The sequence below is a fragment of the Streptomyces sp. QH1-20 genome (genome assembly GCF_041283565.1).
Classification (GTDB): Bacteria; Actinomycetota; Actinomycetes; order Streptomycetales; family Streptomycetaceae; genus Streptomyces; species Streptomyces syringius.
The window spans coordinates 4,882,506-4,907,265 of record NZ_CP166299.1; the positions used below are offsets into that span (position 1 = coordinate 4,882,506).

Annotated in this window: 23 protein-coding genes; 9 read left to right on the plus strand and 14 right to left on the minus strand. The window is 71.3% G+C overall.

Annotated features, from left to right (window positions below; genetic code table 11):
* Window positions 1-8 precede the first annotated feature (8 nt).
* Window positions 9-1,238 (minus strand): serine hydrolase domain-containing protein, encoded by a 1,230-nt coding sequence (locus AB8O64_RS22250; protein ID WP_370420917.1) that lies wholly within the window; start codon window positions 1,236-1,238, stop codon window positions 9-11.
* Between the two features lie 97 nt (window positions 1,239-1,335).
* Window positions 1,336-2,307, minus strand: coding sequence for a hypothetical protein (locus tag AB8O64_RS22255; protein ID WP_370420919.1), 972 nt, complete (start codon window positions 2,305-2,307; stop codon window positions 1,336-1,338).
* Window positions 2,308-2,537: 230 nt separating this feature from the next.
* Between AB8O64_RS22255 and AB8O64_RS22260 the strand changes: the two genes are divergently transcribed.
* The gene (locus AB8O64_RS22260; protein ID WP_370420920.1) at window positions 2,538-3,389 is read left to right on the plus strand and encodes a Scr1 family TA system antitoxin-like transcriptional regulator; all 852 of its coding nucleotides are present in this window, start codon (window positions 2,538-2,540) and stop codon (window positions 3,387-3,389) included.
* On the plus strand, window positions 3,371-3,598 hold the full coding sequence (locus tag AB8O64_RS22265; protein ID WP_370420922.1) for a DUF397 domain-containing protein: 228 nt from the start codon (window positions 3,371-3,373) through the stop codon (window positions 3,596-3,598). Before AB8O64_RS22260 ends, AB8O64_RS22265 begins: the two co-directional genes overlap by 19 nt.
* Here the strand turns inward: AB8O64_RS22265 and AB8O64_RS22270 are convergent.
* The 3 genes from AB8O64_RS22270 to AB8O64_RS22280 form a co-directional block, all read right to left on the minus strand.
* Window positions 3,577-4,089: a hypothetical protein gene (locus AB8O64_RS22270; RefSeq protein WP_370420923.1), complete on the minus strand. Its 513-nt coding sequence runs from the start codon at window positions 4,087-4,089 to the stop codon at window positions 3,577-3,579. The two genes, AB8O64_RS22265 and AB8O64_RS22270, sit on opposite strands and share 22 nt — an antisense overlap.
* Window positions 4,090-4,186: 97 nt before the next feature.
* A complete protein-coding gene (locus AB8O64_RS22275; protein ID WP_370420924.1) occupies window positions 4,187-4,765 on the minus strand; it encodes a hypothetical protein in 579 nt (192 codons plus the stop codon).
* Between the two features lie 22 nt (window positions 4,766-4,787).
* The gene (locus AB8O64_RS22280) at window positions 4,788-8,330 is read right to left on the minus strand and encodes a chemotaxis protein (RefSeq protein ID WP_370420926.1); all 3,543 of its coding nucleotides are present in this window, start codon (window positions 8,328-8,330) and stop codon (window positions 4,788-4,790) included.
* Window positions 8,331-8,686: 356 nt separating this feature from the next.
* On the opposite strand from AB8O64_RS22280, the gene AB8O64_RS22285 reads away from it, so the two are divergent.
* Complete coding sequence (locus AB8O64_RS22285; protein WP_370420927.1) at window positions 8,687-9,019, plus strand: hypothetical protein; 333 nt, start codon at window positions 8,687-8,689, stop codon at window positions 9,017-9,019.
* Window positions 9,020-9,044: 25 nt separating this feature from the next.
* On the opposite strand, the gene AB8O64_RS22290 is transcribed toward AB8O64_RS22285, so the two are convergent.
* Window positions 9,045-9,434 (minus strand): winged helix-turn-helix transcriptional regulator, encoded by a 390-nt coding sequence (locus AB8O64_RS22290; RefSeq protein ID WP_370420929.1) that lies wholly within the window; start codon window positions 9,432-9,434, stop codon window positions 9,045-9,047.
* Window positions 9,435-9,493: 59 nt separating this feature from the next.
* On the opposite strand from AB8O64_RS22290, the gene AB8O64_RS22295 reads away from it, so the two are divergent.
* Both AB8O64_RS22295 and AB8O64_RS22300 read left to right on the plus strand, forming a co-directional pair.
* Window positions 9,494-10,099, plus strand: a complete 606-nt coding sequence (locus tag AB8O64_RS22295; RefSeq protein ID WP_370420930.1) for an NAD(P)-dependent oxidoreductase — start codon at window positions 9,494-9,496, stop codon at window positions 10,097-10,099.
* A complete protein-coding gene (locus AB8O64_RS22300) occupies window positions 10,096-10,221 on the plus strand; it encodes a hypothetical protein (protein ID WP_370420932.1) in 126 nt (41 codons plus the stop codon). The genes AB8O64_RS22295 and AB8O64_RS22300 overlap by 4 nt, the downstream gene beginning before the upstream one ends.
* A gap of 136 nt (window positions 10,222-10,357) precedes the next feature.
* Here AB8O64_RS22300 and AB8O64_RS22305 read toward each other — a convergent pair whose 3' ends face one another.
* Entirely contained in the window at window positions 10,358-10,777 is a 420-nt protein-coding gene (locus AB8O64_RS22305; RefSeq protein ID WP_370420934.1) for a hypothetical protein, read from the minus strand.
* Window positions 10,778-10,822: 45 nt separating this feature from the next.
* The gene (locus AB8O64_RS22310) at window positions 10,823-14,737 is read right to left on the minus strand and encodes a polymorphic toxin-type HINT domain-containing protein (protein WP_370420936.1); all 3,915 of its coding nucleotides are present in this window, start codon (window positions 14,735-14,737) and stop codon (window positions 10,823-10,825) included.
* A 434-nt stretch (window positions 14,738-15,171) separates the two neighbouring features.
* On the opposite strand from AB8O64_RS22310, the gene AB8O64_RS22315 reads away from it, so the two are divergent.
* Window positions 15,172-16,533: a TrkH family potassium uptake protein gene (locus AB8O64_RS22315; RefSeq protein ID WP_370420937.1), complete on the plus strand. Its 1,362-nt coding sequence runs from the start codon at window positions 15,172-15,174 to the stop codon at window positions 16,531-16,533.
* A 4-nt stretch (window positions 16,534-16,537) separates the two neighbouring features.
* Complete coding sequence (locus tag AB8O64_RS22320; RefSeq protein ID WP_370420939.1) at window positions 16,538-17,263, plus strand: TrkA family potassium uptake protein; 726 nt, start codon at window positions 16,538-16,540, stop codon at window positions 17,261-17,263.
* A 7-nt stretch (window positions 17,264-17,270) separates the two neighbouring features.
* Here the strand turns inward: AB8O64_RS22320 and AB8O64_RS22325 are convergent, their stop codons facing one another.
* Window positions 17,271-18,107 carry a hypothetical protein gene (locus tag AB8O64_RS22325; RefSeq protein WP_370423927.1) on the minus strand — a complete coding sequence of 279 codons (837 nt, stop codon included), beginning with the start codon at window positions 18,105-18,107 and terminating at the stop codon, window positions 17,271-17,273.
* Between the two features lie 106 nt (window positions 18,108-18,213).
* Here AB8O64_RS22325 and AB8O64_RS22330 point away from each other — a divergent pair, with 106 nt between their 5' ends.
* Together AB8O64_RS22330 and AB8O64_RS22335 are read left to right on the plus strand one after the other, a co-directional pair.
* Window positions 18,214-18,549, plus strand: coding sequence for a hypothetical protein (locus AB8O64_RS22330; protein WP_370420941.1), 336 nt, complete (start codon window positions 18,214-18,216; stop codon window positions 18,547-18,549).
* A gap of 6 nt (window positions 18,550-18,555) precedes the next feature.
* Complete coding sequence (locus AB8O64_RS22335) at window positions 18,556-19,740, plus strand: glutathionylspermidine synthase family protein (protein WP_370420943.1); 1,185 nt, start codon at window positions 18,556-18,558, stop codon at window positions 19,738-19,740.
* A 16-nt stretch (window positions 19,741-19,756) separates the two neighbouring features.
* Here AB8O64_RS22335 and AB8O64_RS22340 read toward each other — a convergent pair whose 3' ends face one another.
* The 5 genes from AB8O64_RS22340 to AB8O64_RS22360 form a co-directional block, all read right to left on the minus strand.
* The gene (locus tag AB8O64_RS22340) at window positions 19,757-19,969 is read right to left on the minus strand and encodes a hypothetical protein (protein ID WP_130879522.1); all 213 of its coding nucleotides are present in this window, start codon (window positions 19,967-19,969) and stop codon (window positions 19,757-19,759) included.
* A 71-nt stretch (window positions 19,970-20,040) separates the two neighbouring features.
* Complete coding sequence (locus tag AB8O64_RS22345) at window positions 20,041-21,639, minus strand: methylmalonyl-CoA mutase (RefSeq protein ID WP_370420945.1); 1,599 nt, start codon at window positions 21,637-21,639, stop codon at window positions 20,041-20,043.
* Between the two features lie 316 nt (window positions 21,640-21,955).
* Window positions 21,956-23,020: a hypothetical protein gene (locus tag AB8O64_RS22350; RefSeq protein WP_370420947.1), complete on the minus strand. Its 1,065-nt coding sequence runs from the start codon at window positions 23,018-23,020 to the stop codon at window positions 21,956-21,958.
* The gene (locus AB8O64_RS22355) at window positions 23,020-23,679 is read right to left on the minus strand and encodes an RNA polymerase sigma factor (RefSeq protein WP_356453451.1); all 660 of its coding nucleotides are present in this window, start codon (window positions 23,677-23,679) and stop codon (window positions 23,020-23,022) included. Before AB8O64_RS22355 ends, AB8O64_RS22350 begins: the two co-directional genes overlap by 1 nt.
* A 34-nt stretch (window positions 23,680-23,713) precedes the next feature.
* Entirely contained in the window at window positions 23,714-24,688 is a 975-nt protein-coding gene (locus AB8O64_RS22360) for a DUF4328 domain-containing protein (RefSeq protein ID WP_370420949.1), read from the minus strand.
* Window positions 24,689-24,760: the final 72 nt, after the last annotated feature.

Sequence of the window (24,760 nt, forward strand, 5' to 3'; positions counted from 1 at the left end):
TGCGCCCGTCAGTCGTGGCGGGGCGCGACCGGTTTGTGGCCGGGGTAGACGTGATCGGGGCTCACGATGCGGGTGACTGCCTCGCCGAAGAGCGTGCTGGGCTCCTGGCCGTCGTGCAGGACGTCGGTGTTGAGGATAATGACCAGGGTCGCTCGCGCCTCCGGCAGGTAGACGGTCAGCGATTCGTAACCGGGCAGCGAGCCGTTGTGGCCGATCCAGCCCTGGACGTTGAAGATGCCCAGCCCGTAGCCGTCACCCGGAATGTCCATCGGCGTGGTCTTCAGGCGTTCCGCCTGAGTCGCGGGCGTCAGCAGCTTGCCGGTGGCGAGGGTATGGGCCCAGCGGCGCAGGTCCTGAAGGTCGGAGATCATCGCTCCGGCGGCCCAGGCCCAGGAGGGGTCCCAGTCCGTCGCGTCCTCGATCTTCCCCGAGGCCGTCTGGTTGGTATAGCCGTGCGCGTGCGGGTCCGGGATCTCCGCGCCCGTGGGGAAGAGCGTGCGGTGCAGCCCGGCCGGCTTCAGGACGTCCTGCCTGATGACCTCGTGCAGCGGACGGCCGGTGACCTTCTCCACCACCAGGCCCAGCAGGATCAGGTTGGTGTTGCAGTAGTCGAACTGTGCGCCCGGCTGGAACTGCACGGGGTGTTTGAAGGAGAAGTCGAGCAACTCCTGTGGCGTGAACGGGCGTCTCGGGTCGGTCTCCAGTGCCTTGTCGAAGTCGGAGTCCTCGCTGTAGTTGAAGAGACCGCTGCGCATCCCAGCCAGTTGGCGCAGGGTGATGCGGTCCCCGTTCGAAACGCCCTTGACGTACGTGCCGATGGGATCGTCCAGGCCGACCTTTCGCTCGCCGACCAGCCGGAGGAGTGCGGTGACCGTGAACGTCTTGGTCTCGCTGCCGATGCGCGTGTAGAGATCGGTCGCCATGGGCGCACCGGTCGCCTTGTCCGCCACCCCGAAGGTGTGCACGTAGCTCCCCTTGTCGGGGGTCCACAGCCCCACGCTCACGCCCGGCACCTGCGTCTCGTCCATGACCTGGCGTACGGCCGCGTCCAGCTTCGCCGCGACGGCCGGGGTGAGGTGCCGGAAGTCCTTGTCGTGATCCGTGGAGGCGGCTGCGGGGACGGGCAGCGCCGGAGCGGTCGCCCCGTACGCGGAGCCCTCGGCGGCCGGGGCGATGAGCGCACCTGCGGCGGCAGTGGCCACGCAGGCCCGGCGCAGCCGAATGCGGGTCGATTTCACGGCATGGCCTCCTGCCGTACGAGGACCAGTGCGTCAGCACCAGGCTAGGCCCGCGCCACCCCGGTCGCGCGGCGAGCCGCTCGGCTGCGCCTGGGGGCTACGACGGCTGCCGCTGCCCGCCCCGCAGCGCCGCCCGCACCAGGCTGCCGCCGCGTAGCGCGGCACCAATGGCGCCGGAGGCGTCGTCCTGGGCTTCGGCTGCCTGTTCCTGGCGGCAGTCGCGGCACAGCGTCTCCCCGTCCACCGGCCGGAACAGGTACGGATGCATGTGATCACCCCGGCACTCCCGCATGCTCGCCACGCGGGGTGCCGTGGGCTCCACGGCTCGCTGATCGGCGAACGACGGCGGTTCGGGCATCTTCCGCACCAGCCGGTCGCGCGTCAGGCCCGCCGGTGAGTTGATCCGAGCCGGAAGCCCGGAGGTCAGCGCCTCACGCAGCTCCCGCAAGGTGGACCCGCGCTGTAGCCATTCCGCTGCGAGCGGGGCGAGTCGGGCGATGTCGCGGGGCGACAGCCGCAGTTTGCGTTCGCCCCGCGAGACCGCGGTGAGGGCTTGAGCGCCGCGTTCGGCCAGCGGGTGGGGAGGGTGGGACGTGTTGGCCCCCGTTGTTTCTTCTTGGGAGCGGCCGACGGACCGAGGGGTCGGCTCGCCGACGGTCGGTTCTGCGGCAGTCGGTTCTGCGGCAGTCGGTTCGATGGCAGTTGGTTCGACGGCAGTTGGTTCGGCGGCAGCCGGTGAAGCACCCGGGTTCCGCGCGGCCGTCGCTTCCTCCGCCGTCAGCGGCACGTTCGAGATGAGCTGGATGGTCACCCATTGGCCCTTCTCGACCTGCTCGCTCCACTCGTGCAGATACCCCTCGGCGACCAGTTCGCGCTTGGCTTGGGTGAACGCCGTCTTCTTGATGTCGGCTCGGGCGGCCGTCGCACCCAGGGGTTCGTCTGTGCCGGCGGGGTAGGAGATCTGCCAGGTCAGCAGGCGTACGGCTGCCGCCGACAGCCGGGGGTGGCGGATGATCTCGTTCGATACTTGGGTGAAGAAGCGCGTGGGAGCGATAACATGCCTGAGCATTCTCGGGGAGCCCTTTTCTCCTGGGGGATGTAGACCCCTGCCGCCGGTTGCCTCCGGCGTCGGGGGTCGCTTCGTTTACGGCACGCTAGCCCTGCGGGCGGGGCCGGGAAGGCGGATTCGGTGCTCCGACACTCGTTCAGGGTGGTTGTCCCGTTTTCGGTTACGGGCTTCGGACTCCAGAGCTACGCTCGCCAGGAGTAGCTGATTTCGGCGAGTCAAAGTGAAACCTGGTGACAACGGTGCCTCCACCAAAGGAACTTGATCCCTCGGCCTCGCTGGCCTCCCTCTACGGCGTGAAGCTCCGCAAACTGCGTATCCGGGCGGGTTGGACCCAGCGAGAGCTGGGGGACAAGATCCCGGTCCACCACAGCCTGATCGCCAAGTTCGAGCTCGGCAACGAGACGCCGTCCAAGGACATCTCTGACCTCATGGACAAGCTCCTTGGCGCGGACGGCGACCTGTCCGACCTGTGGGTCCACGTAGAGCGGTTCCCGCACACGGATGCGTTCCTCAAGTTCAAGGAGCTCGAGGCCAAGGCTGCTGCTATGCACAAGTACCTGGCGCACTCCGTGCCGGGTCTATTGCAGACCGAGGCGTATGCGCGCGAGATGATGAGCCACGCGTTGCCATGGTGCACTGAGGACGAAATCGAGGAGAAGGTAGCCGCACGACTCGCCCGGAGGGACGTGCTGGCGAAGTCCGTTCCGCCGCTGCTGTGGGTGGTGTTGGACGAGGCGGTCATTCGGCGGCCGGTGGGTGGACCGTCAATCATGTGTGAACAGTTGAGGTACCTCTTGGAGGCGTCAGCCGCTCCGAACATCGAGGTGCAGGTGCTGCCCTTCGCTGCTGGAGGCCATGCCGCCATGGGCAGTTCGGTGACCGTGTTGTCCTTCGATACCGGGCCGAACCTGGTCTACCTCGAAGGTGGTGCCTTGACGGATCTGGTGAAGGATCGCAAACGGGTGGCTCGGTATTCCCACAAGTACGATCGGGTGCACGCCATGGCGCTCTCGCCAGCCGCCTCTGTCAGATGGATCGAGAAGGCAATGGAGGAGATCGGAACATGCCAGCCATACGAGTGAGCCCAAGCAACGTCCAGTGGCGTAAATCGACGTACAGCGACGACCAGGAAGACTGCCTCGAAATCGCCGACAACATACCCACCGGCATCGTGGCTGTCCGCGACAGCAAGCACCCCCACCGCCCCGCCCTCACATTCCACCCCGCCGCGTGGCACACCTTCGTCACCGCCGTCCGGAAGGACAGCTGCTACACCTCGGGGATCAGGTAGCGGTCCCAGATCTGCGCCCCTCGGTACGGGCCTTCCCCACTGCTGTCGTACTGCGGCTCGTCGAAGACGACCCAGTACTCCAACTCGCCGTCCCGCGCCATGGAATGCCGCACAGGTTCGGGGGCGTAGAGGTCGCCAATCGTCCCTTGGAACTCGACCTGCCACGGCCCGTCCCAAGAGCTGTCGCGGACGACCGTGACGCGAGTGCCGACGGCCATGGCAACCGTCGGCCAGCCAAATGACTGCTTGGCGTCCTCTCCTTCAGAACCCTGCGGTTCCAGGAAGTATTCGTGAGAGCTCAGATCGAAACTGATCCTGGAGATCCGGTGGAGGGCAACCAGTTGGACCTCGCCCAAGGGGTAGACGTCGATGAGGCTGTCGGCCGGGATGCCCAGCAGGTTGGCGAGAGCTTCCACTCCGACCTCCGACACATCCGTCTCGCCATCCGGGTGATCGGAGCCCTTCGGATATGAGATGACGGTGAACTTCACGAAGTCCCTTCCCGTTGAGGTTGGTTGTTGGGTAGTGAGCAGCCCCCTCCCCGGCAAAGCCGGAAAGGGGGCTGCATAGCGTTCATCCCCAGAGGGACTACGCGGGCGAGCTCAGCCAGTTCATACCCTCAGTGCGCTCGTGCGGAGGCGACGTCGGGTTGGCGCTGCGGCGCTCGACGTAGCGGCTGATCGTCTCCATGCGTCGAGGGTCCGGCAGCATCAGCAGGCCGATGGTGCCATCGCCCCAGGTGGTGGCCCGTAGGACGAGCGTTCCGTCGGTGGACAGCATGGCGAATTCTGGGAAGCCTTCCGGTCCGAAGAACTCGGAATCCGCATCGGAGCGGCTTCCGAATATGTCCCATCCGTCCATGAGGCTTACCCTCGCCCACTGCATTCTGGACGCCTTATTGCCTGGTCCGCCCGGGACCGCGAGAAGGAACTCGCCGTTCTCGTCGAGCAATCCCTCATCTTCCGCCAGGCGGAACCACGCAGAATTCGCGGAGTCCGGGAAGTCGGGGTCGTCCTTGGTGACGACGACGTCCCGCCTCCCCTCGTCGGGGCGGCATCCGGTGGCGACCCACGCGCCCCACACGGGCAGATGCGTGCCCGGCTCTTCTATCCCGCACAGCCGCAAGCCTGACGCTGCTAGGTGGTGCGCAATTTCAGTGGCCTCCACGAAAATTCCTCTCTCTTCGGGATCAGGGGCGCGGCTTGTACGGGATGATCTTGTTGTAGTTGTGGTTTACCACCCAGCCGATGTCGCCGTACTTGTTGATGAGGATCCGGTACGAGTCCCCACCGCCGTCGATGTCGTAGATCTCGGCGCCGCCCCACTTGTCCGCGATTCGTTTCGGAGTCGGATTGTTCCCGCCCGTGCGTACCTCGAAGAAGTCAGGTTTCCCGTCGGGCTTGAGGCGCTGAGGGCGTCCGTTCCGGATGGCCTCGACGCCTTCATGGACGATGTTATGCGGTTCCGGATCCTTGTTGGCGCCGCCGCCCCCCTTGCTGCGAGCGTTACGGAGTGCAATTCCGACGCCTTCGTCGATGCGGCGTATTCCGTCCGCAGCGGTGTACCCGCCGCCGACGATGAGGCCGGTACTGACGGCAATGGCCGGGGCTCCCGCGAAGCAGCCGATTCCGGTGATGCACAGGGCGCCGCCCGCGATGTCACCCGAGCCGCCGACTCCCATCATGACGATGCCGAGAGCCGTTTCGCCGGCGCCGATGACGACGTCGGGGTTCAGGAGCTCCGTGGCGTAGTTACCGACCGTCTTGGCGCCGTTCTCCAGCCAGTCGGGGATCCAGCCGTCGTCCTTGTCCTGGGCGGCCTTCTCGGCTTCGGCGTACTTCTTCTTATACGCCTCAATCAGCTTCTGCCGCCGCTCGATCTCTTCCTTCTGCTTGGTGACGGCGATCGTGAAGGCCTCGGCGGATGCCTTGTCGGCTGCCACCGAGTCCTTACCGGCGGCGGTGGCGGAGCTGCGCGCCTGGTTGGCGGCGGTCCATGCCACGTCCGCTGAGCCACGTGCGAAATCGGCCGAACTCTGCGCGGCGGCCGCGGAGTCGATGGCGTCGGCGGCGGCGCGGTTGGCGTCGGCCTCCGCCTGGCGGGCGGACTTCGCCGACTCCTTGGCCTGGGCGGCGGAGGCTTCCGCCTCGTTCGCCGACTTGTTGGCGTCGGCGGCGTACTTCTTGGCCTGGCCGGCGGACTCGTCGGCCTTCTTGGCCCAGTCCTTGGCCTCGTCCGCGGCCTTGCGGGCGATGGCGGCGACCCGGGCGGCCTCCGCGGCGTTCTTCTGTGCTCCGGCGGCGATACCGGCGGCGCCGGCGATCAGGTGCTGGACGTCGGCGATGTGCGCCGCCGCGAGCATGTCCTTGCGCTTGGCCTGGTACTGGCCGGTCGCGATGAACCGGTGCAGCTGCTGCGGCGTGCCTTCGAGGGCGACGCGGGCGGCGGACTTGAGCTCGGGGCCCCCGCTGCTGAGCTGGGTCGCCTGGACCTTCTCATCGGTGGTGCGGGCGGTGTACTGGCCCGAGGTGAAGAACTCGCGGAGCTTGGCGGCGCTGCCGTCCTTGAGGGCGGCCATGGCCGCTTCCTTCACGCTGCGACCACTGGAGGTGGCGACCTGCGTGACGCGGACGCGGTAGTCGTCCAGCATGATCTTGTCCGCGCCGGACTCCAGGAAGGTGCGGACCTGGTCGGCGTCGCCGGTCAGCGCCTGCTGGGCCGCCGTACGGAGCTCGACCGTGCGGGGCTCGTCCGCCAGGCGCTGGACGCGTGCGCGGTCGTCCTGCTCGGCGGCCTTCTTCCAGCCGGTGCGGAGGTAGTCGATGACGACACCGTCGGAACCGGCGAGGGCGACCTCGGCGGTGGCACGGCTCCAAGGGCCACGGGTCTTCATCGCGATGACCGCGATCCGGCGGGCCTTCTCCGCGACCTGCTTGGTGTCCGCGCCGGACTTGGTGGCCTCGTCCGCGAGACGTGCGGCCTCGGCGTCGAGGTCCTTGGTCTCCTGAGCCGCCTTGGCGGCCTTGGCGTTGCGCGCGTCGTCGTCGGCCTTGGCGTCCTTGGCCTGCTCGATCTCGGCGGCGGTGCGTGCGGCGAGCTCTTCGGTCTCGGTCTTGCGGGTGATCTCGAAAATCTTGCGGGCCTTGGCCACCGCGTTCGTGGCGGTGTCGGCGGCCTTCTTGGCCGCAACGGCGTGGGCGGTCGATTCCTTTGCGGCCTTTGCCGCATCGCCCGCGTGCTTGGCCGCTTCCTCGGCAGCGTCGGCCGCCTTCTCGGCGTGCTCAGCGGCCTCGTTGGCGGCGTCCCGCGCTTCGTAGGCGGCAGCCGACGACTCCCGTGCCAGCGCTTCGGAGGCGTTGGCCGCACGGGTCGCCTCGCGTGCGTGACGACGCGCGGATGCCGCCGCGGCGGACGCCTCGGCCGAGTGCGCACCGGCCGCGTCGGCATAGCCACTGGCCTCGCCGGCCGCGTTTGCGGCGTCATTGGCGTTCGCGCCCGCAGACGCGGCAGCCCTGGCCGCACCCGAGGCGGCGTCGGCGGCGACACCGGCCTGTGAGGCGGCCTGGGCCGCCATGCGGGCACCCTTGGCCGCGTTTCGGGCTTCCTCCGCGGCCTTGCGTGCGGTGGACGCCTGGCCCGCGTCGTTGGCGGCGGCTGCTGCAGCGCCACGTGCCCGGGAGGCGGCTTCGGCCGCACCGGCGGCGGCGGAGGCGGCCTGGGAGGCGGCGGAGGCCGCTACCCGAGCGGAGTGGTTCGCGGACCGTGCGGCGCTGATGGCCTGCTGCGCGGCGGCTGCCGCGCCACGGGCGGCCTCGGCGGCCCGGCCCGCGGCGTTCGCGGCGCGCTTGGAGTCCTTACGGGCCTCGTCGGTCTCCTTGGCCGCCTTCAGGGCGGCTTCCTTGGCCAGCTTCGAGGCCTCGACCGCGCGGGCGGAGGCCTCCTGCGCGGCTTCGGTCTCCCGCTTGGCCCGGATGCCCGCCGCCTTGGCCTGCTCGGCCAACTGCGCGACGGACGCGCGCTCCTGGTCGCGGGCGCGGGCCACGTGCTGGCCCACCGCGAGGAACTCGCGTACGTCCTCGATGGTGCCGCTGAGCGCGAGCTTCGCGGCGGCCTTGGTGGCCGGGCCGCCCGTGGTCGCGATCTGCGTGAGCTCGACCCGGTCGTCGGACTCGCGGGCCGGGTACTGGCCCTCCTCGAGGAACTCCTGGATCTGCTCCGGACCGCCGTTGAGCGCGGCCCGGCCTGCCTCCTTGGTGGCGCCGCCGTTCTCGCTGACGATCTGCATGACGCGGACCTGACGGTCCTGTTCCAGCGGGGCCTTCCAGCCGTCCTTCAGGAACGTCCGCAGGTCGTCGCGGCTGCCGTTGAGCGCCGCCTTGGCGGCTTCGCGCACGCCACGGCCGCTGACCTCGAAAAGCTGCGTGAGAGCGACCCGCTCGTCGTGCAGCTGGACGATGTCCTTCTCGCTGTCGAGGAATCGGCGTACGTCCTCGTCGGTGCCCATGAGCGCGACTTCCGCCGCCGCCCGGACACCCGGACCTCCCGACCGCCACAGCTCGACGACGCGGCCGCGGTCGGTAGCGGGTATCGGGCTGGTGACGGCGTCATCGGCCGCCGCCGGGCTGGCGCCCAGCGCCCCCGCGGCGATAGAGAGCGAAAGGGCGCCCGCGCACAACGTGCGTATGCCGCGCCCCCATCTCCCCCCAGATCTGTTCACTTTGGTGTTTCCCATCGAATGCAACCCGCACGGTCAGGTCGGGTGCGCCGAATTTCGGCCGACGGAGCATATCCATAGCTGGGTTCGTTAACTCGGTTGCCGTTAACCGGAGTTACCTGTTCCAGATTCAGGAATGGGACCGGGTTGATGTCATGCTCGCGTCATTCAGTTACTTGCGGTACGCCCCGGAAATCAGGGGGATGTGAACCTGGATGAGCGTCAAGAAGTCGCAAAGTCAACGGTGATGGTAGATTGTGGGCGGCGCATTTATGTCGCCCTTATATGTCGGCCTGTCGGGTGGCCTGTTTTTTCGGGCTCGTCTGCCCGGATTTTTTGACGTAAATTTTCTTCACCGCGGCCGGAGGGCGAGAATGGAACGGATCACTGAGGAGCAGGTGGCGCAGCTGGTCAGCTTTGTGATGGCGCGCATCCCTGATGCAGAGCCGCTCCAGGGCGAAGCCCGTCGCACGGCCACAGCCCTGCGTGTGGCCGCGCTCAAGCAGATCGCGGCCGTGCGTTTTCACCGGAACTCTCCGCCGGAGCGCGCGACGGAAACCGAGCTGCACGCCACCGCCTCATGGAACCTTCTGGTTGCCCTCGCCGAAGTCTGGCAGGACCACCCGGAGTTCCCCGCCGAAGCCGCCATCGAGACGTTCGAGTTCGACTGCGAGTCGCCCCTCTCGACGGCCCCGGCTGACGGCTGACGGCCGGCGCGCACGGCCTCCCCCGTCAGGCGCTCCCCGAAAGCCCCGCCTCCTGCGCGTCGATCAGCTCGTCCCAGTGCTCCCGCGTCCACTCGCAGGCCGTGTCCAGGGGGCCCAGTAGGCCCCGGCCGAGGGGGGTCAGGGCGTACTCGACGCGGCGCTCCGCGCCCTCGTACTCCTGCCGGGCGACGAAGCCGTCCCCTTCCAGCCTGCGCAGCGACTGGCTCAGCGACTTGGCGGTGATGCCGCGCAAGGGGACCTTGAGCTCCGAGAACCGGCGCGGGCCGTCCTGGAGGCAGCGCAGGATCAGCGTGGCCCACTTGTCGCCCACGCGGAACGGCACCAGCGGGGACGGGCAGACGGGGTCGAACATCTCGGGGTCCAGAGGGGCCCGTCCGGCCTGCGGTTTCGTCATGATCCACACCGTAGGGCGGTATCCGATCGGAAACCAGCCCTCTCTCTACGCTCCTGCCCATGGAAGCGAAGAGCAGCAGGATCATCGTGTTCGGGGCGGGCGGCCGGGTCGGCCGGGCGGCCGTGGCAGAGGCCCGGAGGCGGGGCCATGAGGTCACGGAGGCCGGGCGGGGCGACGGGAGCGTGACGGACCCGGCGGCCGTGGCGCGGCTCGCGGCGGGGCACGATGCGGCGATCGTCGCCGTGTACGACGCCGGGGCGCGCCCCGGCGAGTTCTTCCCGGCCGTCGCCCGCGCCCTCGCGGAGGGGCTCCCGGCGGCCGGGGTGAAGCGGCTGGTGTCGGTCGGGCTGGCGTCCGTACTGGCCACCGCGTCCGGTGATCTGCTGATGGACACCCCCGGGTACCCGCAGGAGTGGCGGGAGTTCTACGTCGGCCACGGCGCCGGCACCGAAGCCCTGCGGGCGGCCGCGCCGGAGGCGCTGGACTGGGTCGTGCTGAGCCCGGCGGGGGACTTCGACCACGAGGGCGAGCCCTCGGGCGGGTACCTGCCCGCCCCGGCGGCCGCCGACAGCCGGATCACGGCCGGGGACTTCGCCCGCGCGCTGCTGGACGAGGCCGAAGCCCCGACCCTGCACCGGACCCACGCGGGAGTGTCCGCCGCATGACCGTCACGGTCCACGACAACTCGATCCCCTGGGTCGCCGACCACATCCGCCGCTTCGAGGAGACCGGCGGCCGTCCCCGCCCCGGGGTGGCCGACCTGCTGCTGACCACCCCGGCGAGGTGAACGAGCAGCGTGGGAGGGGCACAAGCCGCAGGCCCTGTCCGGGGAGTCCGGCAGGGCCTGCGGTGGGTGAGCCGACCGGCGGTCGGCTCGGTGGTGCTCCGGGTGAACAACCCCGGCTACGAGGTGCGGGACACGCCTACGGCAGCGTCCGGTGGATCGCCGTCAGGCGGTCGTCCGGGTCGTCCGGGACGAGGACGCCCGAGCGGTCGATCCGCCACCACGTCTCGTCCGGGACGAACGGCGCGCACTTCGTCGCGCCGTAGCCGTCCTCGGCCAGTCGGGACAGCGCCTCCGACAGGCGGGGGACCCGCTCGTCGGAGAACGCGCCCCCGTCACCGGGGACGGAGACCGTGTCCCCGTCGGGCTCGACCGCGATGTGGTGGAGCGAGCCCTCGGCGGAGAACCCCAGCTGGACGTCCCCGTACAGGCAGAAGACCGGGTCCTCGCTGGCAAGGCCGTCCGGCTCGCCCCACAGCGCGACGAGGTCGCGGTAGTCGGTTCCGGGGACGGCCGCGCCCAGCTCTCCCGTGCGCATGAAGCGCAGGAGGGCATTCATCAGGGTCGCTCCTCACTCATCGGTTCTTCGATCATCGGTCCGCACTCACGGAGTCGTGAGCTTCTTCAGTGTCTCCACCAGCCGCTCCAGGCCGGGGATCTCATTGCTGAAGCTGTGATTCTCCTTGAGGTACTTCAGTCCCTTCTCGGCCGCCTCCAGGGCCTTCTTCTGGAACGCGGCGTTCGAGAAGCTCTTCTTGGCCGCGGCCAGTGCTTCCTTGCCCGCCTTGCCGGAGAACGTGGACCGGTAGGTGATCGCCCCGGACTTGTCGGCGGAGACGGAGACCTCACCGGCACTGCCCTTGCCCGGCAGCTTCACGTGGAAGCCCTTGGCGGCCCAGTCGTTGGCGATGGTGTCGATCTTGCATTCGGCGTTGTGGGCGAGGACCGGGGTCCGGCCCGCGAGCACGTAGTACGTGTGGATCGAATTGACGGTGAGGTTGAAGACCTGCTGCGTCGCCGTCCGCGCGTCGGTGCCCGTGACCTTGACCGTCGCCCCCGTCGCGGTGCGCAGCATCCCGCCCGGCTTGATGTCGCCGGCCTTGACCCAGGCGCGCCGGTCGGCGAGCCAGAAGGGGTGACCCGCGGTCGCGGTGACCGTGCCGGTGGCGTCGCCCTTGTCCCCGTCGGTGTCGACGGTGAGGTTCACCAGCTGCTTCACGCCGTTGCCGACGATGACGCCGTCGACGGGCTGTGATTCCGTCCGGCCCGTCGCGGGATCGGTCGACAGGACGTTCTCGCCGGTCCGTACGTCCTTGATGGGCTTGACGGAGCCGTCGGCCATCAGCACGGGCGTGCCCGGGGTGAAGCTGTTCTTGCAGGCCTTCCGCAGGCCGTTGATGAATCCGAGGCCCTTGTCGCCGTACTTGGCGAGCTTGGCCGCCGTGGCGGCCTCACCGGCGATCGGGATGGCGGCCGCGCAGGAGAGGGCGGCGTTGCCGTAGTCGCCCTCGGCCCCGTACCAGGCGCAGTTGACGCCGTTGGCGATGGTGCCGATGCCGGGCACGGCGCCCACGACGTCGAGGGCGAGGTGACCCCAGTCGCCCCAGCCCCAGCCGTCGTCCTCCTCCTTCTCGGCCTGCCTGCGGAGCTCCTCCTCGCGCTCCTTGCGGAGCTGCTCCTCGCGGCGGCGGGCCTCGTCCTCGGCGCGCTGCTTGGCGACGGCGACCTCGTAGGCCTCCTCCGCGGCCTTGTTCGCGGCCTCGGAGTCCTTGCCCGCGGCCGTGGCGGAGGCACGGGCCTCGTCCCGGGCGGCGTAGGCCTCGTCGGCCGAGGAGCGGGCCCAGGAGGCGGAGACGGCCGCGCGGGCGGCGGAGTGCTCCGCGTCACGGGCGTCGCGCTTGGCGGCGGCCTCGGCCTCACGGGCGACCTTGGCGGACTTGGCGGCGTCGGCCGCCGAGGCCGCGGCCTGCTTGGCGGAGTTCAGCGCGTCCACCGCGTAGCCCTTGGCCTGCTTGGCGGAGTCCGCGGCCTGCTTGGCCCAGCCGTCGGCCTCGGCGGACGCCTTACGGGCGACGGCCGCGACGCGCGCCGCCTCCGCCGCGTTCTGCTGAGCCGTCGCCGCGACCACGGAGGCCCCGGCGATGAGGCTCTTGACCTCGGCCACGTGGGTGGCGGTGAGCTGGTCCTTGCGCGCGGCCTTGAACTGCCCGTTCTGGATGAAGGCGTGCAGCAGCAGCGGCGGCGACTCCAGGGCGACCCGGGCGGCTGCCTTGAGCTCGGCGCCACCGGTGCTCATCAGCTGCACGGCCTCGACGCGCTCGTCGGCCTCGCGGGCCGCGTACTGCCCCTCGCCCAGGAACTCGCGCAGCTTCGCCGGGGAGCCGTCCTTCAGCGCCGCCTTGGCCGCCTCCTGGATGCCCCGCTTGCTGTTGTTGGCGATCTGGACCACGCTCACGCGGTAGTCGTCGACCGCCGCCTGGTGCTGGCCGGTGCGCAGGAACTCACTGACCTTCGCGGCGTCGCCCTTGAGGGCCTCCGCCGCGGCCTTGCGCACGGACTCCGAGTCGGCCTCGTCGACCAACCGCTCGACGCGGGCGCGCTCGTCCTGCTGCGCGGCCGTCTTCCAGCCCGAGCGGACGTAGGCGCGGACCGCGTCGTCGGACGCGGCGAGCGCCGACTCGGCGGCGGTGCGGCTCCAGGGGCCACGGGTCTTCATCGCCAGCAGCGCGACCCGACGGCCCTTCTCGGCGACCTGCTTGGTGTCCGTACCGGGCTTGGCGGCCTCGGCGGCGAGCCGGGTCGCCTCCTCGTCGAGCGCCTTGGCCTCCTTGACGCCCTCGGCGGCCTTGGCCTTGCGCTCGTTGTCGGCGGCCTTGAGGTCCTTGGCCTGCTCGATCGCCCCGGCGGTACGGGACTTGAGCTCCTCGTCCTCGACCTTGCGGGCGATCTCCTGGACGGTACGGGCCTTGTCCACGGCGCCGGACGCCACGTCGGCGGCCTTCTTGGCGGCCTCCGCGTGGGCGGTGGACTCCTTGGCGGCCTTCGCCGCCTCACCGGCGTGCTTCGCGGCCTCCTCGGCGGCTGCCGCCGCCTTCTCCGCGTGCTCGGCCGCCGAGGTGGCGGCGTCGCGCGCCTGGTAGGCGGCGCCCGCGGCCTGCTGGGCGAGGGACTGGGCGGCGTTGGCCGCGCGGGTCGCCTCGCGTGCGTGGCGGCGGGCCGCTGCCGCGGCCGACCTGGCGACGGCGGACTGCGCACCGGCGGCGTCGGCGAAGTTGCCGGCCTCGTCGGCCGCGTCCGCGGCTGCGGTGGCGTTGGCGCCCGCACCGGCGGCGGCTGCCGCCGCCTCACCGGCCTGGGTCGCCGCCTCGCCCGCCGCCACGGCGGCGTCGGCCGCGAGCCGTGCGCCCTTGGCGGCGTTGCGGGCGTCCTCGGCGGCCTTGCGGGCGGCCGCGGCCTGGCCCGCGTCGGTCGCCGCGTTCGCCGCGGCACCCCGTGCGCGGGCCGCCGCCTCGGCGGCACCCGCGGCGGCCTCGGCGGCCTGCGAGGCGGCACTCGCCGCGATGCGGGCCGAGGTGTTGGCCGCGCGGGCCGCGCCGATGGCCTCCTGGGCGGCCTCGGCGGCACCGGTCGCGGCCTCCGCCGCCCGGCCCGCCGCGTTCGCCGCCCGCTTGGAGTCCTTACGGGCCTCGTCGGTCTCCTTGGCCGCCTTCTGTGCGGCCTCCTTGGCCAGCTTCGCGGCCATCACCGCGCGCTCGGAGGCCTCCTTGGCGGCGTCGGTCTCCCGCTTGGCGAGCTTCCCGGCCTCCTTGGCGCGCTCGGCCAGCTGGGCGACCGTGGAGCGCTCCTCGTCCCGGGCGCGGGCCACGTTCTGCCCGACGTCCAGGAACTCACGGATGTCGTCGATCGAGCCGGCGAGGGCGACCTTGGCGGCTTCCTTCGTCGCGGGGCCGCCGGAGCTCATGATCTGCATGAGCCGTACCCGGTCGTCGGCCTCCCGGGCCGGGTACTGGCCCTCGTCGAGGAACCTGCGGACGTCCTCCGCCGTGCCGCCCAGTGCGGCCTTGCCGGCTTCCTGGACGCCGCTGCCGCCCGCGCTGACGATCTGCATGACCCGGACCCGCTGGTCCTGCTCCATCGGAGCCTGCCAGCCGCTCCGCAGGAACGTCCGCAGCTCCTCCCGGGTGCCGGCGAGGGCCTGCTTCGCGGCCTCGCGCACCCCACGGCCGCCCAGGGTGAACACCTGGACCGTGGCCACGCGGTCGTCGTGCAGTTCGGCGAGTTCCTTCTCGCTGTCGAGGAAGCGACGGACGTCCGCGTCACTGCCCAACAGGGCCGCTTCCGCAGCCGCCTTGACGCCCGGGCCGCCGGTCTTCCACAGGTCGACTATTCGGCCGCGTTCGGTCGCCGGAACGGGGTTGACGATAGTGACGTCATCCGCCGCGTCGGCCGCTGCGGGGCTCGTACCGAGTAATCCCGCGACAAGGGCCAGGGACACCACGGTCAGGCACGCACCGCGCATGCCGGTATTCGTCTGCCTTCTCGCTCTCGCGGAGTAGACACTTCTCTTCACCGAGTCGGCCTTTCCAACGTGCTGTGAGATGCCCATGTATGGGCTGGCTGAGCATAAGCGCTGGTGAGGGGCCGTCAACTCGGTATATCTGGAAGGCGAAATTCCGTCTGGGGCAACGGACTTGATTATGCGTCGGGGTGGCCGGGTGATACGTTATGGACGGGCCCTTTATGCAACGCTTATACGGGCGGCAATGAAGCCGTACGCCGATTACGTGGCTGCTGAAACAGCTGTCATTCGGAAAGGCGTGCCCGGGTAATGGGCGGGTTGGTGCCCGTCATGTATCCGCCGCCATCCAGGCCCCGCCGTACGGCGTCATATGCCCTCTTCGTCCCGTCTTGCCAGTACCTTGGTGCGCGGCGTCGGAGGCGAAGGGGCACGGCATGGACCGCACGCGGTGGGCAGCGCTGCTGGCCCATCCGGCGCGGGTGCTGGTCGGGGCCTTCACCGTGGTCATCGTGCTCGGGACCGGGCTGCTCATGCTGCCCGTGTCGACGGAGAGCGGGCGGTCCACGAGCCTGCTGACGGCCGTGTTCACGGCGGCCAGTGCGATGTCGGGAGGACTGCCCGTCGTCGACACCGGCCGGCACTGGAGCACGTTCGGCGAGCTCGTGGTGCTGGGAATGATCCAGCTCGGCGGCTTCGGGATCATGACCTTCGCCTCCCTCCTCGGCCTGCTGGTCTCCGGCCGGCTCCGGCTCGGCCTGCAGCTGACCGCCCAGGCCGAGACGCAGAGCCTCGGCATCGGCGACCTCCGCAAGGTCCTGCTGGGCGTCGTCGTCATCACCGCCGCCGTGGAGATCACAACCGGCGTCTGGCTGACGCTGCGCTTCCATTTCGGCCGCGGGCAGCCGATCGGGGAAGCGGTGTACCACGGGCTGTTCCACGCGGTGTCGGCGTTCAACAACGCCGGCTTCGGGCTCCGCTCCGACAATCTCGTCGGCCATGCCATGGACGTCTGGGTCATGCTGCCGATCGCCCTGGCCTGCTTCCTCGGCAGCATCGGCTTCCCGGTACTCCTCGAAGTGCTGCGCGGTGCCCGCTCGGGCGCCTTCCTCCGGTCCGCCCGCCGCTGGTCGCTGCACACCCGGCTCACCCTCCTCACCACCGCCGTCCTGCTCGTCGCCGGAGGCGCCTTCACCCTGCTGCTGGAGTGGGGCAACCCCGGCACCCTCGGCCCGCTGACCTGGCCCGACAAGCTCACCAACGGTTTCTTCAACGCCGTCACCGCCCGCACGGCCGGCTTCAACAGCGTCGACGTGGGGGAGATGCGGCCCGCGACCCTGCTCGGCACCATCGTGCTGATGTTCATCGGCGGCGGCAGCGCGAGCACCGCGGGCGGCATCAAGGTCACCACCTTCGCCGTGCTGGCCGCGGCGATCCTCGCCGAGGCGCGCGGCGACACCGCGGTGGAGGTAATGGGCCGCCGGATCGCGCCCTCCGTCCTGCGCCAGGCGCTGACCGTCGCCCTGCTGGGTGTCGGCGCGGTCATGCTCGCCACCATCGTTCTGCTGACCATCACCGACGAGCCCCTGGAAGCCGTCCTCTTCGAGGCCACCTCGGCGTTCGGCACCTGCGGGCTGAGTACGGGCATCACCGGCGATCTGCCGGCCGCCGGGCAGCTGATCCTCATCGCGCTGATGTTCCTCGGCCGGCTCGGCCCGATCACCCTCGCCTCCGCGCTCGCGCTGCGCGTGCGCGGCCGCCGTTACCAGCTGCCCGAGGAGCGACCCGTCATTGGCTAGTCACATGGACCGACTGCGCCGCGGCCCGCGCCGCATCCGCCGTACGCACCGCCGGGGCGCCGCCGACGGCTCCGGCGCCGGAGACCTGCGGGTCGCGGTCATCGGGCTGGGGCGCTTCGGGATCTCGCTCGGCACCGAACTGATGCGCCGCGGCTGGGACGTCCTGGGCGTGGACTGCGACGCGGCCCTCGTGCAGCGGCTGCGCGACGAGCTGACGCACGCGGCCGCGGCGGACTGCACCGACCCCGAGGCCCTGGCGCAGCTCGGGGTGCCGGAGTTCCCGAGGGCCGTGGTGGGCATCGGTGACGCCCTGGAGTCCAGCATCCTGATCACCTCCAACCTCGCCGACGCGGGCGTCCCGCGCATCTGGGCCAAGGCGGTCAGCCGTCAGCACGGCAGGATCCTGGAGCGGGTCGGCGCCCACCATGTGGTGCTGCCCGAACATGACATGGGGGAGCGGGTGGCGCATCTCGTCACCGGGCGGATGCTCGACTTCATCGAGTTCGACGACGACTACGCCCTGGCCAAGACCGTCGCCCCCGCCTGCGCCACCGGGCGGCCGCTCGGTGAGCTCAAGATCCGTTCCACGTACGGGATCACGGTGGTCGGCATCAAGCGGGCCGGCGAGGACTTCACGTACGCCACGGCCGAGACGGTCGTACGGCCCGGGGACATCATCATCGTCACCGGGCGGACGCAGGTCGTGGAGACCTTCGCCGAAATGATGTGAGGCGCCCTCACGGGGCGTGCTCCTCGACCACCGGCGCCTCCCCGAAGCGTGCCAGCGCCAGCGCGCCCAGCACCGCCAGGACGAAGCCCGCCACCGCCAGCGGGGCCAGGCCCGGCCTGGTGCGGTCGCCGAGCCAGACCACGCCCACCAACGCCGGACCCAGTGTCTCCCCGATGACCATGCCGGCGGTGGCCGCCGTCACCGAACCGCGCTGGAGCGCCGACGTCAGCAGCAGGAACGCCGCGCCGCCGCCGAGCAGTACGGCATAGGCGGCGGGGTCGGTGACCAGCGCGCCCGGCGAGAGGTCGTCGGTCAGCCGGACCGCGACCTCCACCACCCCGAAGCCGATGCCCGCGCCCAGGCCGAGGGCCGCCGCCCGGGCCCGGCCCGGGAGCCGTCCGGCCAACGCGCCCAGGCCCAGCACCCCGGCCGCGACGCACAGGGTGCCCACGCGCAGGGCGAGGGAGCCCGTCTCGTCCCCCTCCGCGCCGGAGGCCAGGCCCAGCATCGCCAGGCCTCCGCACACCACGCCCACCGCCGCCCACTCCACACCGCTGAGCCGCACCCGCAGCACCCATGAGGCCACCACGGCCGTCACCGCGAGGCTCGCGGCGAGCGCGGCGCCGACGGCGTAGAGGGGCAGATGGCGCAGGGCGAACAGCTCCAGCGCGAAGCCGAGGGCGTCGAGCGCCAGGCCCGCCAGATACCGCCACTGGCGCAGCACGCGCATCAGCAGCACCGTGTCCACGCCCGAGCCGCTGCCGGGCGCGACGGCCCGGGCCGCGACGGCCTGGAGAACGGACGCGGTGCCGAAGCAGACCGCGGAACCGAGCGCGCAGATCATCCCCAAAAGCACATACCGACTGTAGAACGCCCTGAGTTCCGATGCCGGGACGCGCCCCTTAGGGTGAACGGACTTCAATCGGTCCGAGTTGACGGGGGTCAGCCACATGGCAGCGAAGGAACGACGACGACTGCGGTCCAGTACGGTCGTATTGGGCGGAATGGGCGTCCTCGCCACCGCCCTGACCTCCTGCGGCTCCGAACCCGACAAGCGCTGCGTCGACCCGAACAGCTACGACGTCTCGCGCGGCTACAAGGTCGTCGACTCCAAGGCGTGCGGCAAGGGCGGCGGCAGCGGCAGCAGCGGCGGCTCCTCGTCCGGGCGCTGGTACTACGACGGCGACAAGTCCGGCGGCTTCTCCGACCGCGGCACGTTCAGCAAGAGCCAGGCCGTCGACCGCGGCGGCTTCGGCTGCTCCGGTTCCGGCTCGGGCGGTGGCTGAGCGAGCATGCGCCGCCATCGCACAGAGCCCCGGCCCGGCTGGCAGGCCACCGTCGAGGAGCAGGGGCTCATCTATCCCCTCACCCGCTACCCGGACGGCTCCCTGAGGCCGTACTGGGACGAGAGCGCCTACTACTCCTTCGGGCTGGCGGAGATAGAGGAGCTCGAGGAGGTCGTGGAGGAGCTGCACGGCATGTGCCTGACGGCCGCCGCGCACATCGTGGACACCGGCCGCTTCGCCGACCTCGGCATCACCGACCCGCGCCTCGCGGCCCTGATCGCCGAGTCCTGGCGGCGGCGCGCGGAACTGCCGTCCCTCTACGGCCGGTTCGACCTGCGCTACGACGGCGACGGCCCGGCCAAGATGCTGGAGTACAACGCCGACACCCCCACCTCGCTCGTGGAGGCCGCGAGCCCGCAGTGGTTCTGGATGGAGGACCGCTTCCCCGACGCCGACCAGTGGAACTCCCTCCACGAGCGGCTCGTCGACTCCTGGAAGCGACAGGCCCCGCTGCTGCCGCCCGGCGCGCCGCTGTACTTCGCGCACTCGGCCGACGACGAGCTGGGCGAGGACCTGATGACGGTCGCCTACCTGCGCGAGACGGCCGAACAGGCGGGGCTCGACACCCGGGCCATCTCGATGGAGGACATCGGCTGGGACCGGCTCTCCGGCCGCTTCGTCGACGAGCGGTACGGCTTCGTACGGGCCTGCTTCAAGCTGTACCCGTGGGAGTGGCTGGCCACGGACCGCTTCGGCCCGCACGTCCTGGACACCCTCGACAACGGCGGCGGCACCGGCTCCACCCTGTGGATCGAGCCCGCCTGGAAGATGCTGCTGTCCAACAAGGCCCTGCTCGCGGTGTTGTGGGAGCTGTTCCCCGGCCACCCCAACCTGCTGCCCGCCTACCTCGACGGCCCGCGCGAGCTGGCCCACGGCCGCGGCTACGTCGCCAAGCCGCTGCTCGGCCGCGAGGGCGCGGGCGTCACCGTCCACGAACCGGGCTCCGCCGCGCCCGCCCGCGACGAGGCCTGCTGCTACCAGGAGTTGGCGCCGCTGCCCGACTTCGACGGCAACCGCGTGGTGCTCGGCGCGTGGGTCGTCGAGGACGAGGCGGCCGGGCTCGGCATCCGGGAGTCCTCCGGCCTGGTCACGGACGGCTACGCGCGCTTCCTGCCCCACGTGATCCTCTGACGCACCCCGTCCGGGCTCAGAACAGCTGCTGCTGGCCCGGCGTCGGCGGCTCGTCCGGGTCGAAGAGCCGGGGGGCCGTCGACAGCAGGGGCGCGGACTTGCGCGACCCCGGACAGGAGATGAGCTCGAAGGAGGAACGGCGGCCCGGCGGATCGTGCCGCGCGAAGCGACCGCCGACGACGGCGATCTCACGGGCACAGACGGGACACGTACGGCGGGGAGAGGACATGACACCAGTGTGACGCAGCGCGGCCGCGCCCCCGCGAGCCGGCGTCCGGGCGCCACCGGCGCGTGGGCGCGTCAGAACGACTCCGTCGGCACATGGGTGCCCCACACCTCGCGGAGCGCGCCGCACACCTCACCGATGGTGGCGCGAGCGCGCAGGGCCTCCTTCATCGGATAGAGGACGTTGTCCGTGCCCTGTGCCGCGCGCTTCAGGTCCGACAGCGCCGTCTGGACCGCCCGGCCGTCGCGCGCGGCGCGCAGCTCCGCCAGGCGCCGGGCCTGGCGGGCCTCGATCGCCGGGTCCACGCGGAGCGGCTCGTACGGCTCCTCCTCGGCGAGCTGGAAGCGGTTGACGCCCACGACCACCCGCTCGCCGCTGTCGGTCTCCCGGGCGATGCGGTAGGCGTTGCGCTCGATCTCGCCCTTCTGGAAGCCGTGCTCGATGGCGGCGACGGCGCCGCCGAGGTCCTCGACGCGGGTCATCAGGTCCAGCGCGGCCCGCTCGACGTCGTCGGTCAGCGATTCGACCGCGTACGAGCCCGCGAAGGGGTCGACCGTCGCCGTGACGTCGGTCTCGTGGGCGAGGACCTGCTGGGTGCGCAGGGCGAGGCGGGCGGACTTGTCGGTGGGCAGGGCGATGGCCTCGTCGAAGGAGTTCGTGTGCAGGGACTGCGTGCCGCCCAGGACGGCGGCGAGGCCCTGGACGGCCACCCGCACCAGATTCAGTTCGGGCTGCTGCGCGGTCAGTTGTACCCCGGCCGTCTGGGTGTGGAAGCGCAGCATCAGCGACTTGGGGTCGCGCGCGCCGAACTCCTCACGCATCACCCGCGCCCAGATCCGCCGTGCCGCCCGGAACTTCGCGACCTCCTCCAGCAGCGTCGTCCGGGAGACGAAGAAGAAGCTCAGCCGCGGGCCGAAGTCGTCGACGTCCATGCCCGCCGCCACGGCGGTGCGGACGTACTCGATGCCGTCGGCCAGGGTGAAGGCGATCTCCTGCGCGGGCGAGGCGCCCGCCTCGGCCATGTGGTAGCCGGAGATCGAGATCGTGTTCCACCGGGGGATCTCGGCGCCGCAGTACCGGAAGATGTCCGCGGTCAGCCGCAGCGACGGTTTGGGCGGGAAGATGTACGTCCCGCGCGCGATGTACTCCTTCAGGACGTCGTTCTGGATGGTGCCGTTCAGCCGGTGTGCCGGGACGCCCTGTTCCTCGCCGACGAGTTGGTAGAGCAGCAGGAGCAGGGCCGCCGGGGCGTTGATCGTCATCGACGTGGAGACCTTGTCGAGCGGGATGCCGTCGAACAGCGTCCGCATGTCCTCCAGCGAGTCGATCGCGACCCCGACCTTGCCGACCTCGCCGCTCGCGAGGGGGGCGTCCGAGTCGTGGCCCATCTGGGTGGGCAGGTCGAAGGCGACCGACAGGCCCGTGGTGCCGTGGTCGATGAGCTGCCGGTAGCGGGCGTTGGACTCGGCGGCCGTGCCGAAACCCGCGTACTGCCGCATGGTCCAGGGGCGGCCGGTGTACATCGTCGGGTAGACGCCGCGGGTGTAGGGGAACGCGCCGGGCTCGCCCAGCTTCTCCTCGGGGTCCCAGCCCTCCAGCGCCCCCGGTCCGTAGACCGGCTGGACGGGCAGTCGGGACTCGTTCGTCCATGTGCCGTCCGACTCGCGTGCCATGTCTTCACGCCTCCCGCCGCCGTCACCGGCAACCACCAGAGCCTGTGCAACGCGACTGTAGCGGCGGGGGAGCGGGCGGGGGCGGGGGCGCGCACGGGCACACCCCGGGTCGGGGAGGGAGGGGGGCGCGGGCAGGGCCGGGGGAAAGAGCCCCGCCCGCGCCGGGTGCGCAGAGCCGGCTGTTGGGGGAACTCCAGCTCATGCGCGGCCGATGACCAGTCGGCCCACTTCCTTCTGCGTCACCGGGTCGAAAAACGTCACACCGAACGTCACACCGTCGGAAGAATCCGGCGAATCCGTGGGGGACGGAGCGCGGTCAGCGGACCAGGACGTCGAGCACCGGCGTCGCCGCGGTGGGCGCCGGGAGCGCCGGCGGCAGGGGCACCGGAAGCGTCGGCGGCCGGGTGTGCGAGCCGCTGCGCGAGTGCGGCACGGGCCGTGTGGTGCGGTGGACGTCGTCCCAGTCGGGGACGGTGCCGCTCTTGAGGATCCGCTCGCACAGGGCGCGCAACTGCGCCGCGCCGCCCTCGGCGCGCTCCAGGGTGCGGACCTCGTCCTCGTCGACGCGCTGACGGGCCAGCAGCAGGCGGCACACCCGGGCGTAGGCCTTGGGGTCCTGCTTGGCGCCGCCGTCCTTGCCGGTCCCGGCGCGGTCGTCACCCGGGCCGGTCGTGGCCGAGGGACTCTCGCCGGGCCCGTCGTGCTTGCCGTCCCGCCCGCTGGGCGAGCCGTGGCCCGGCGTCGCGGAGCCGGACGCCGAAGGTCTCTCGCTCGGCCGCAGGGTGCCGGTGGCGCCGGGCGAGGGCGTGGCGCCGTGATCGCCGATGCCGGGGGCCAGGGTCCGCGTGTCACGGTCCTCGGCCGCCGACACGCTGGTGGCGGGAGCCGGTGCGCTGCCCGCGCTCCCGAAGGGGCCCGGCAGCACGCCCGTTCCGGCGGCGACCGCGACCCCGCCGAGCGCGCACCCGGCCAGGGCCAGGGCCAGCGCCCCCTTGACGGGGCGGCGCAGGAACGACCGGGTGCCGCTCCGGGCGGCGAGCCGCACGACGGGCCCGTCGGCGTCCGCGGCAGCACCGGAACCGGACACACCGGACACACCGGACGCGCCGCCGCGCACCGAGCGCAGGGACGCCCGTATACCCGGGGCGCCTTCGGCCCGGGCGGAGCGGAACGCGGCGAGTGCCGCCTCCTCGCCGGGCAGCGGCCCGTCGGCCCCGGCTTCCGGCAGCACCGGGTGCCGCAGGTCGGCGAGGCTCGCGGCCAGCCGCTCGGCGGCGGGCCGGGTGTCTTCGTCCAGAGCTGCGGAGTCGACCGTTCCGCCGCGCAGCAACCGCTCCACGGCGTCGTCATCCAGCCAGTCGTACCGGTGGTCGTCCGCCATCACATGTCCTTCTGCGTCCGCGGCCGCAATTGCGTCACACCCGCAGAAGCGTTGGCTCCGGGGGACGACTGCCGCTGTCCGGGGATCTGGTCGGCCGACTGCTGGCCGGGACCGGCCGTGACCAGCTCGGCCAGCCGTCGCAGGCCCCGGTGCGCGGCGGTGCGCACCGCGCCGGGGCGCTTGCCGAGTACGCCCGCCGCGCTCTTCGCGTCGAGTCCGACGACGACGCGCAGCACGACGGCCTCGGCCTGGTCCTGCGGGAGCTGGGCGATCAGGGCGAGGGTGCGGCCGGTGCCGAGGGACTCCAGGGCCTCGCCCGCGGTGTCCGCGTCGGCGGGGCGGCCCGCGAGCTCGCTCTCGTCGCCGCCGACGGCCGGGCGCCGCCCGCGCATCCGGATGTGGTCGAGCGCGCGGTTGCGGGCGATCCGGGCCGCCCAGCCGCGGAAGCGGTCGGCGTCCCCGGAGAACCGGGCGAGGTCCCGGGCTATCTGCAACCACGCCTCGGACGCCACGTCCTCGGCGTCCGCGTCACCGACGAGCGATCGCACGTATCCGAGCAGCCGAGGGTGCACGGACCGGTAGACGGTACGGAATGCCGTCTCGTCCCCGTCCTGCGCCGCACGCACCGCGACGGTCAGCTCAGCGTCGTCCCCCTGCACGCCCTCATCCTGCCCCACTGGCGGAAACCGAACTTCAGTAGCCCGCCGGACCGCTGCCGAAAGGATTCTGCGCAGGGCCGCCGGGGCCGTACGGGGAACCAGGCTGCGGACCGGGCTGTGCGGGCGGGTAACCGGGGAAGCCGGGCTGCGGGGCGCCGGCGGGCGGGAAGCCGGGCTGCGCGAAACCGGCCTGCGGGTATCCGGGCTGGGGGAAGGCGGCCTGCGGGCCGGCCATCGCGCGCTGCTCCTGCATCTTCGTCAGCTGCCGCACGAGCAGCACCGCGAGCACCGCGGTGACGAGGAGCAGCAGCCGGGAGAAGACGGTGAAGGAGACGCCCGTCATCAGGGTGTGGACATCGCCCTCGATGTCGGAGGCGTCGTAACCCCGGGCCCGGATCTTCGTCTCGGCGCCCGAGTAGGTGACGGACCCCATGACGCTGATCACCATGGCCGCGACCCACAGGGTCCACCAGGAGTTGAGCAGCCCCTTGCGGACGTTGTGCGGGCCCGCCGGGGAGCTTGCCCGGTAGATGTCATTGGCGATCTGCTTGGGGAACCAGAGATTGACGACCGGCGTGAACCACGCACCCACCGCCCAGCCGGAGCCGAAGCGGTGCGTGCCCGGTGCGAAGTACTCCGCGTTCAGCCGCGCCCGCCGGAACCAGATCACCCAGAGCACCGCCGTGGCGGCGAACACCAGGAGGTACACGAGGTCCATGCCGACGGCGAAAGCCTCCGCGTCGTCGAGCTCACGCCCGGCCGACAGCGACAGGCCCGAGTCGAGGAAGTCCTGCATCGCCGCCCGGTGCTTGCCGCGCGCCCCGATGACCAGCAGCAGCATCGGGACGTTCACCCACAGCAGCACGGTCAGCGCGGTACGCACCCCGCGGCGCAGGTCCACACCGCCGACGGGCAGCGCCCCGGCGTACGGGTACGGCGGTGCCGGCATGCCCATCGGCTGCGGCTGCTGGAAGGAGCCGCACGCCGCGCAGCGGCCGTCCGGACCCACGGCGACAGCGCGGCAGTGACCGCACGGATACATCTTCTTCAGCCCCCAGGGGATGTGGCCGTGACCCCGGCC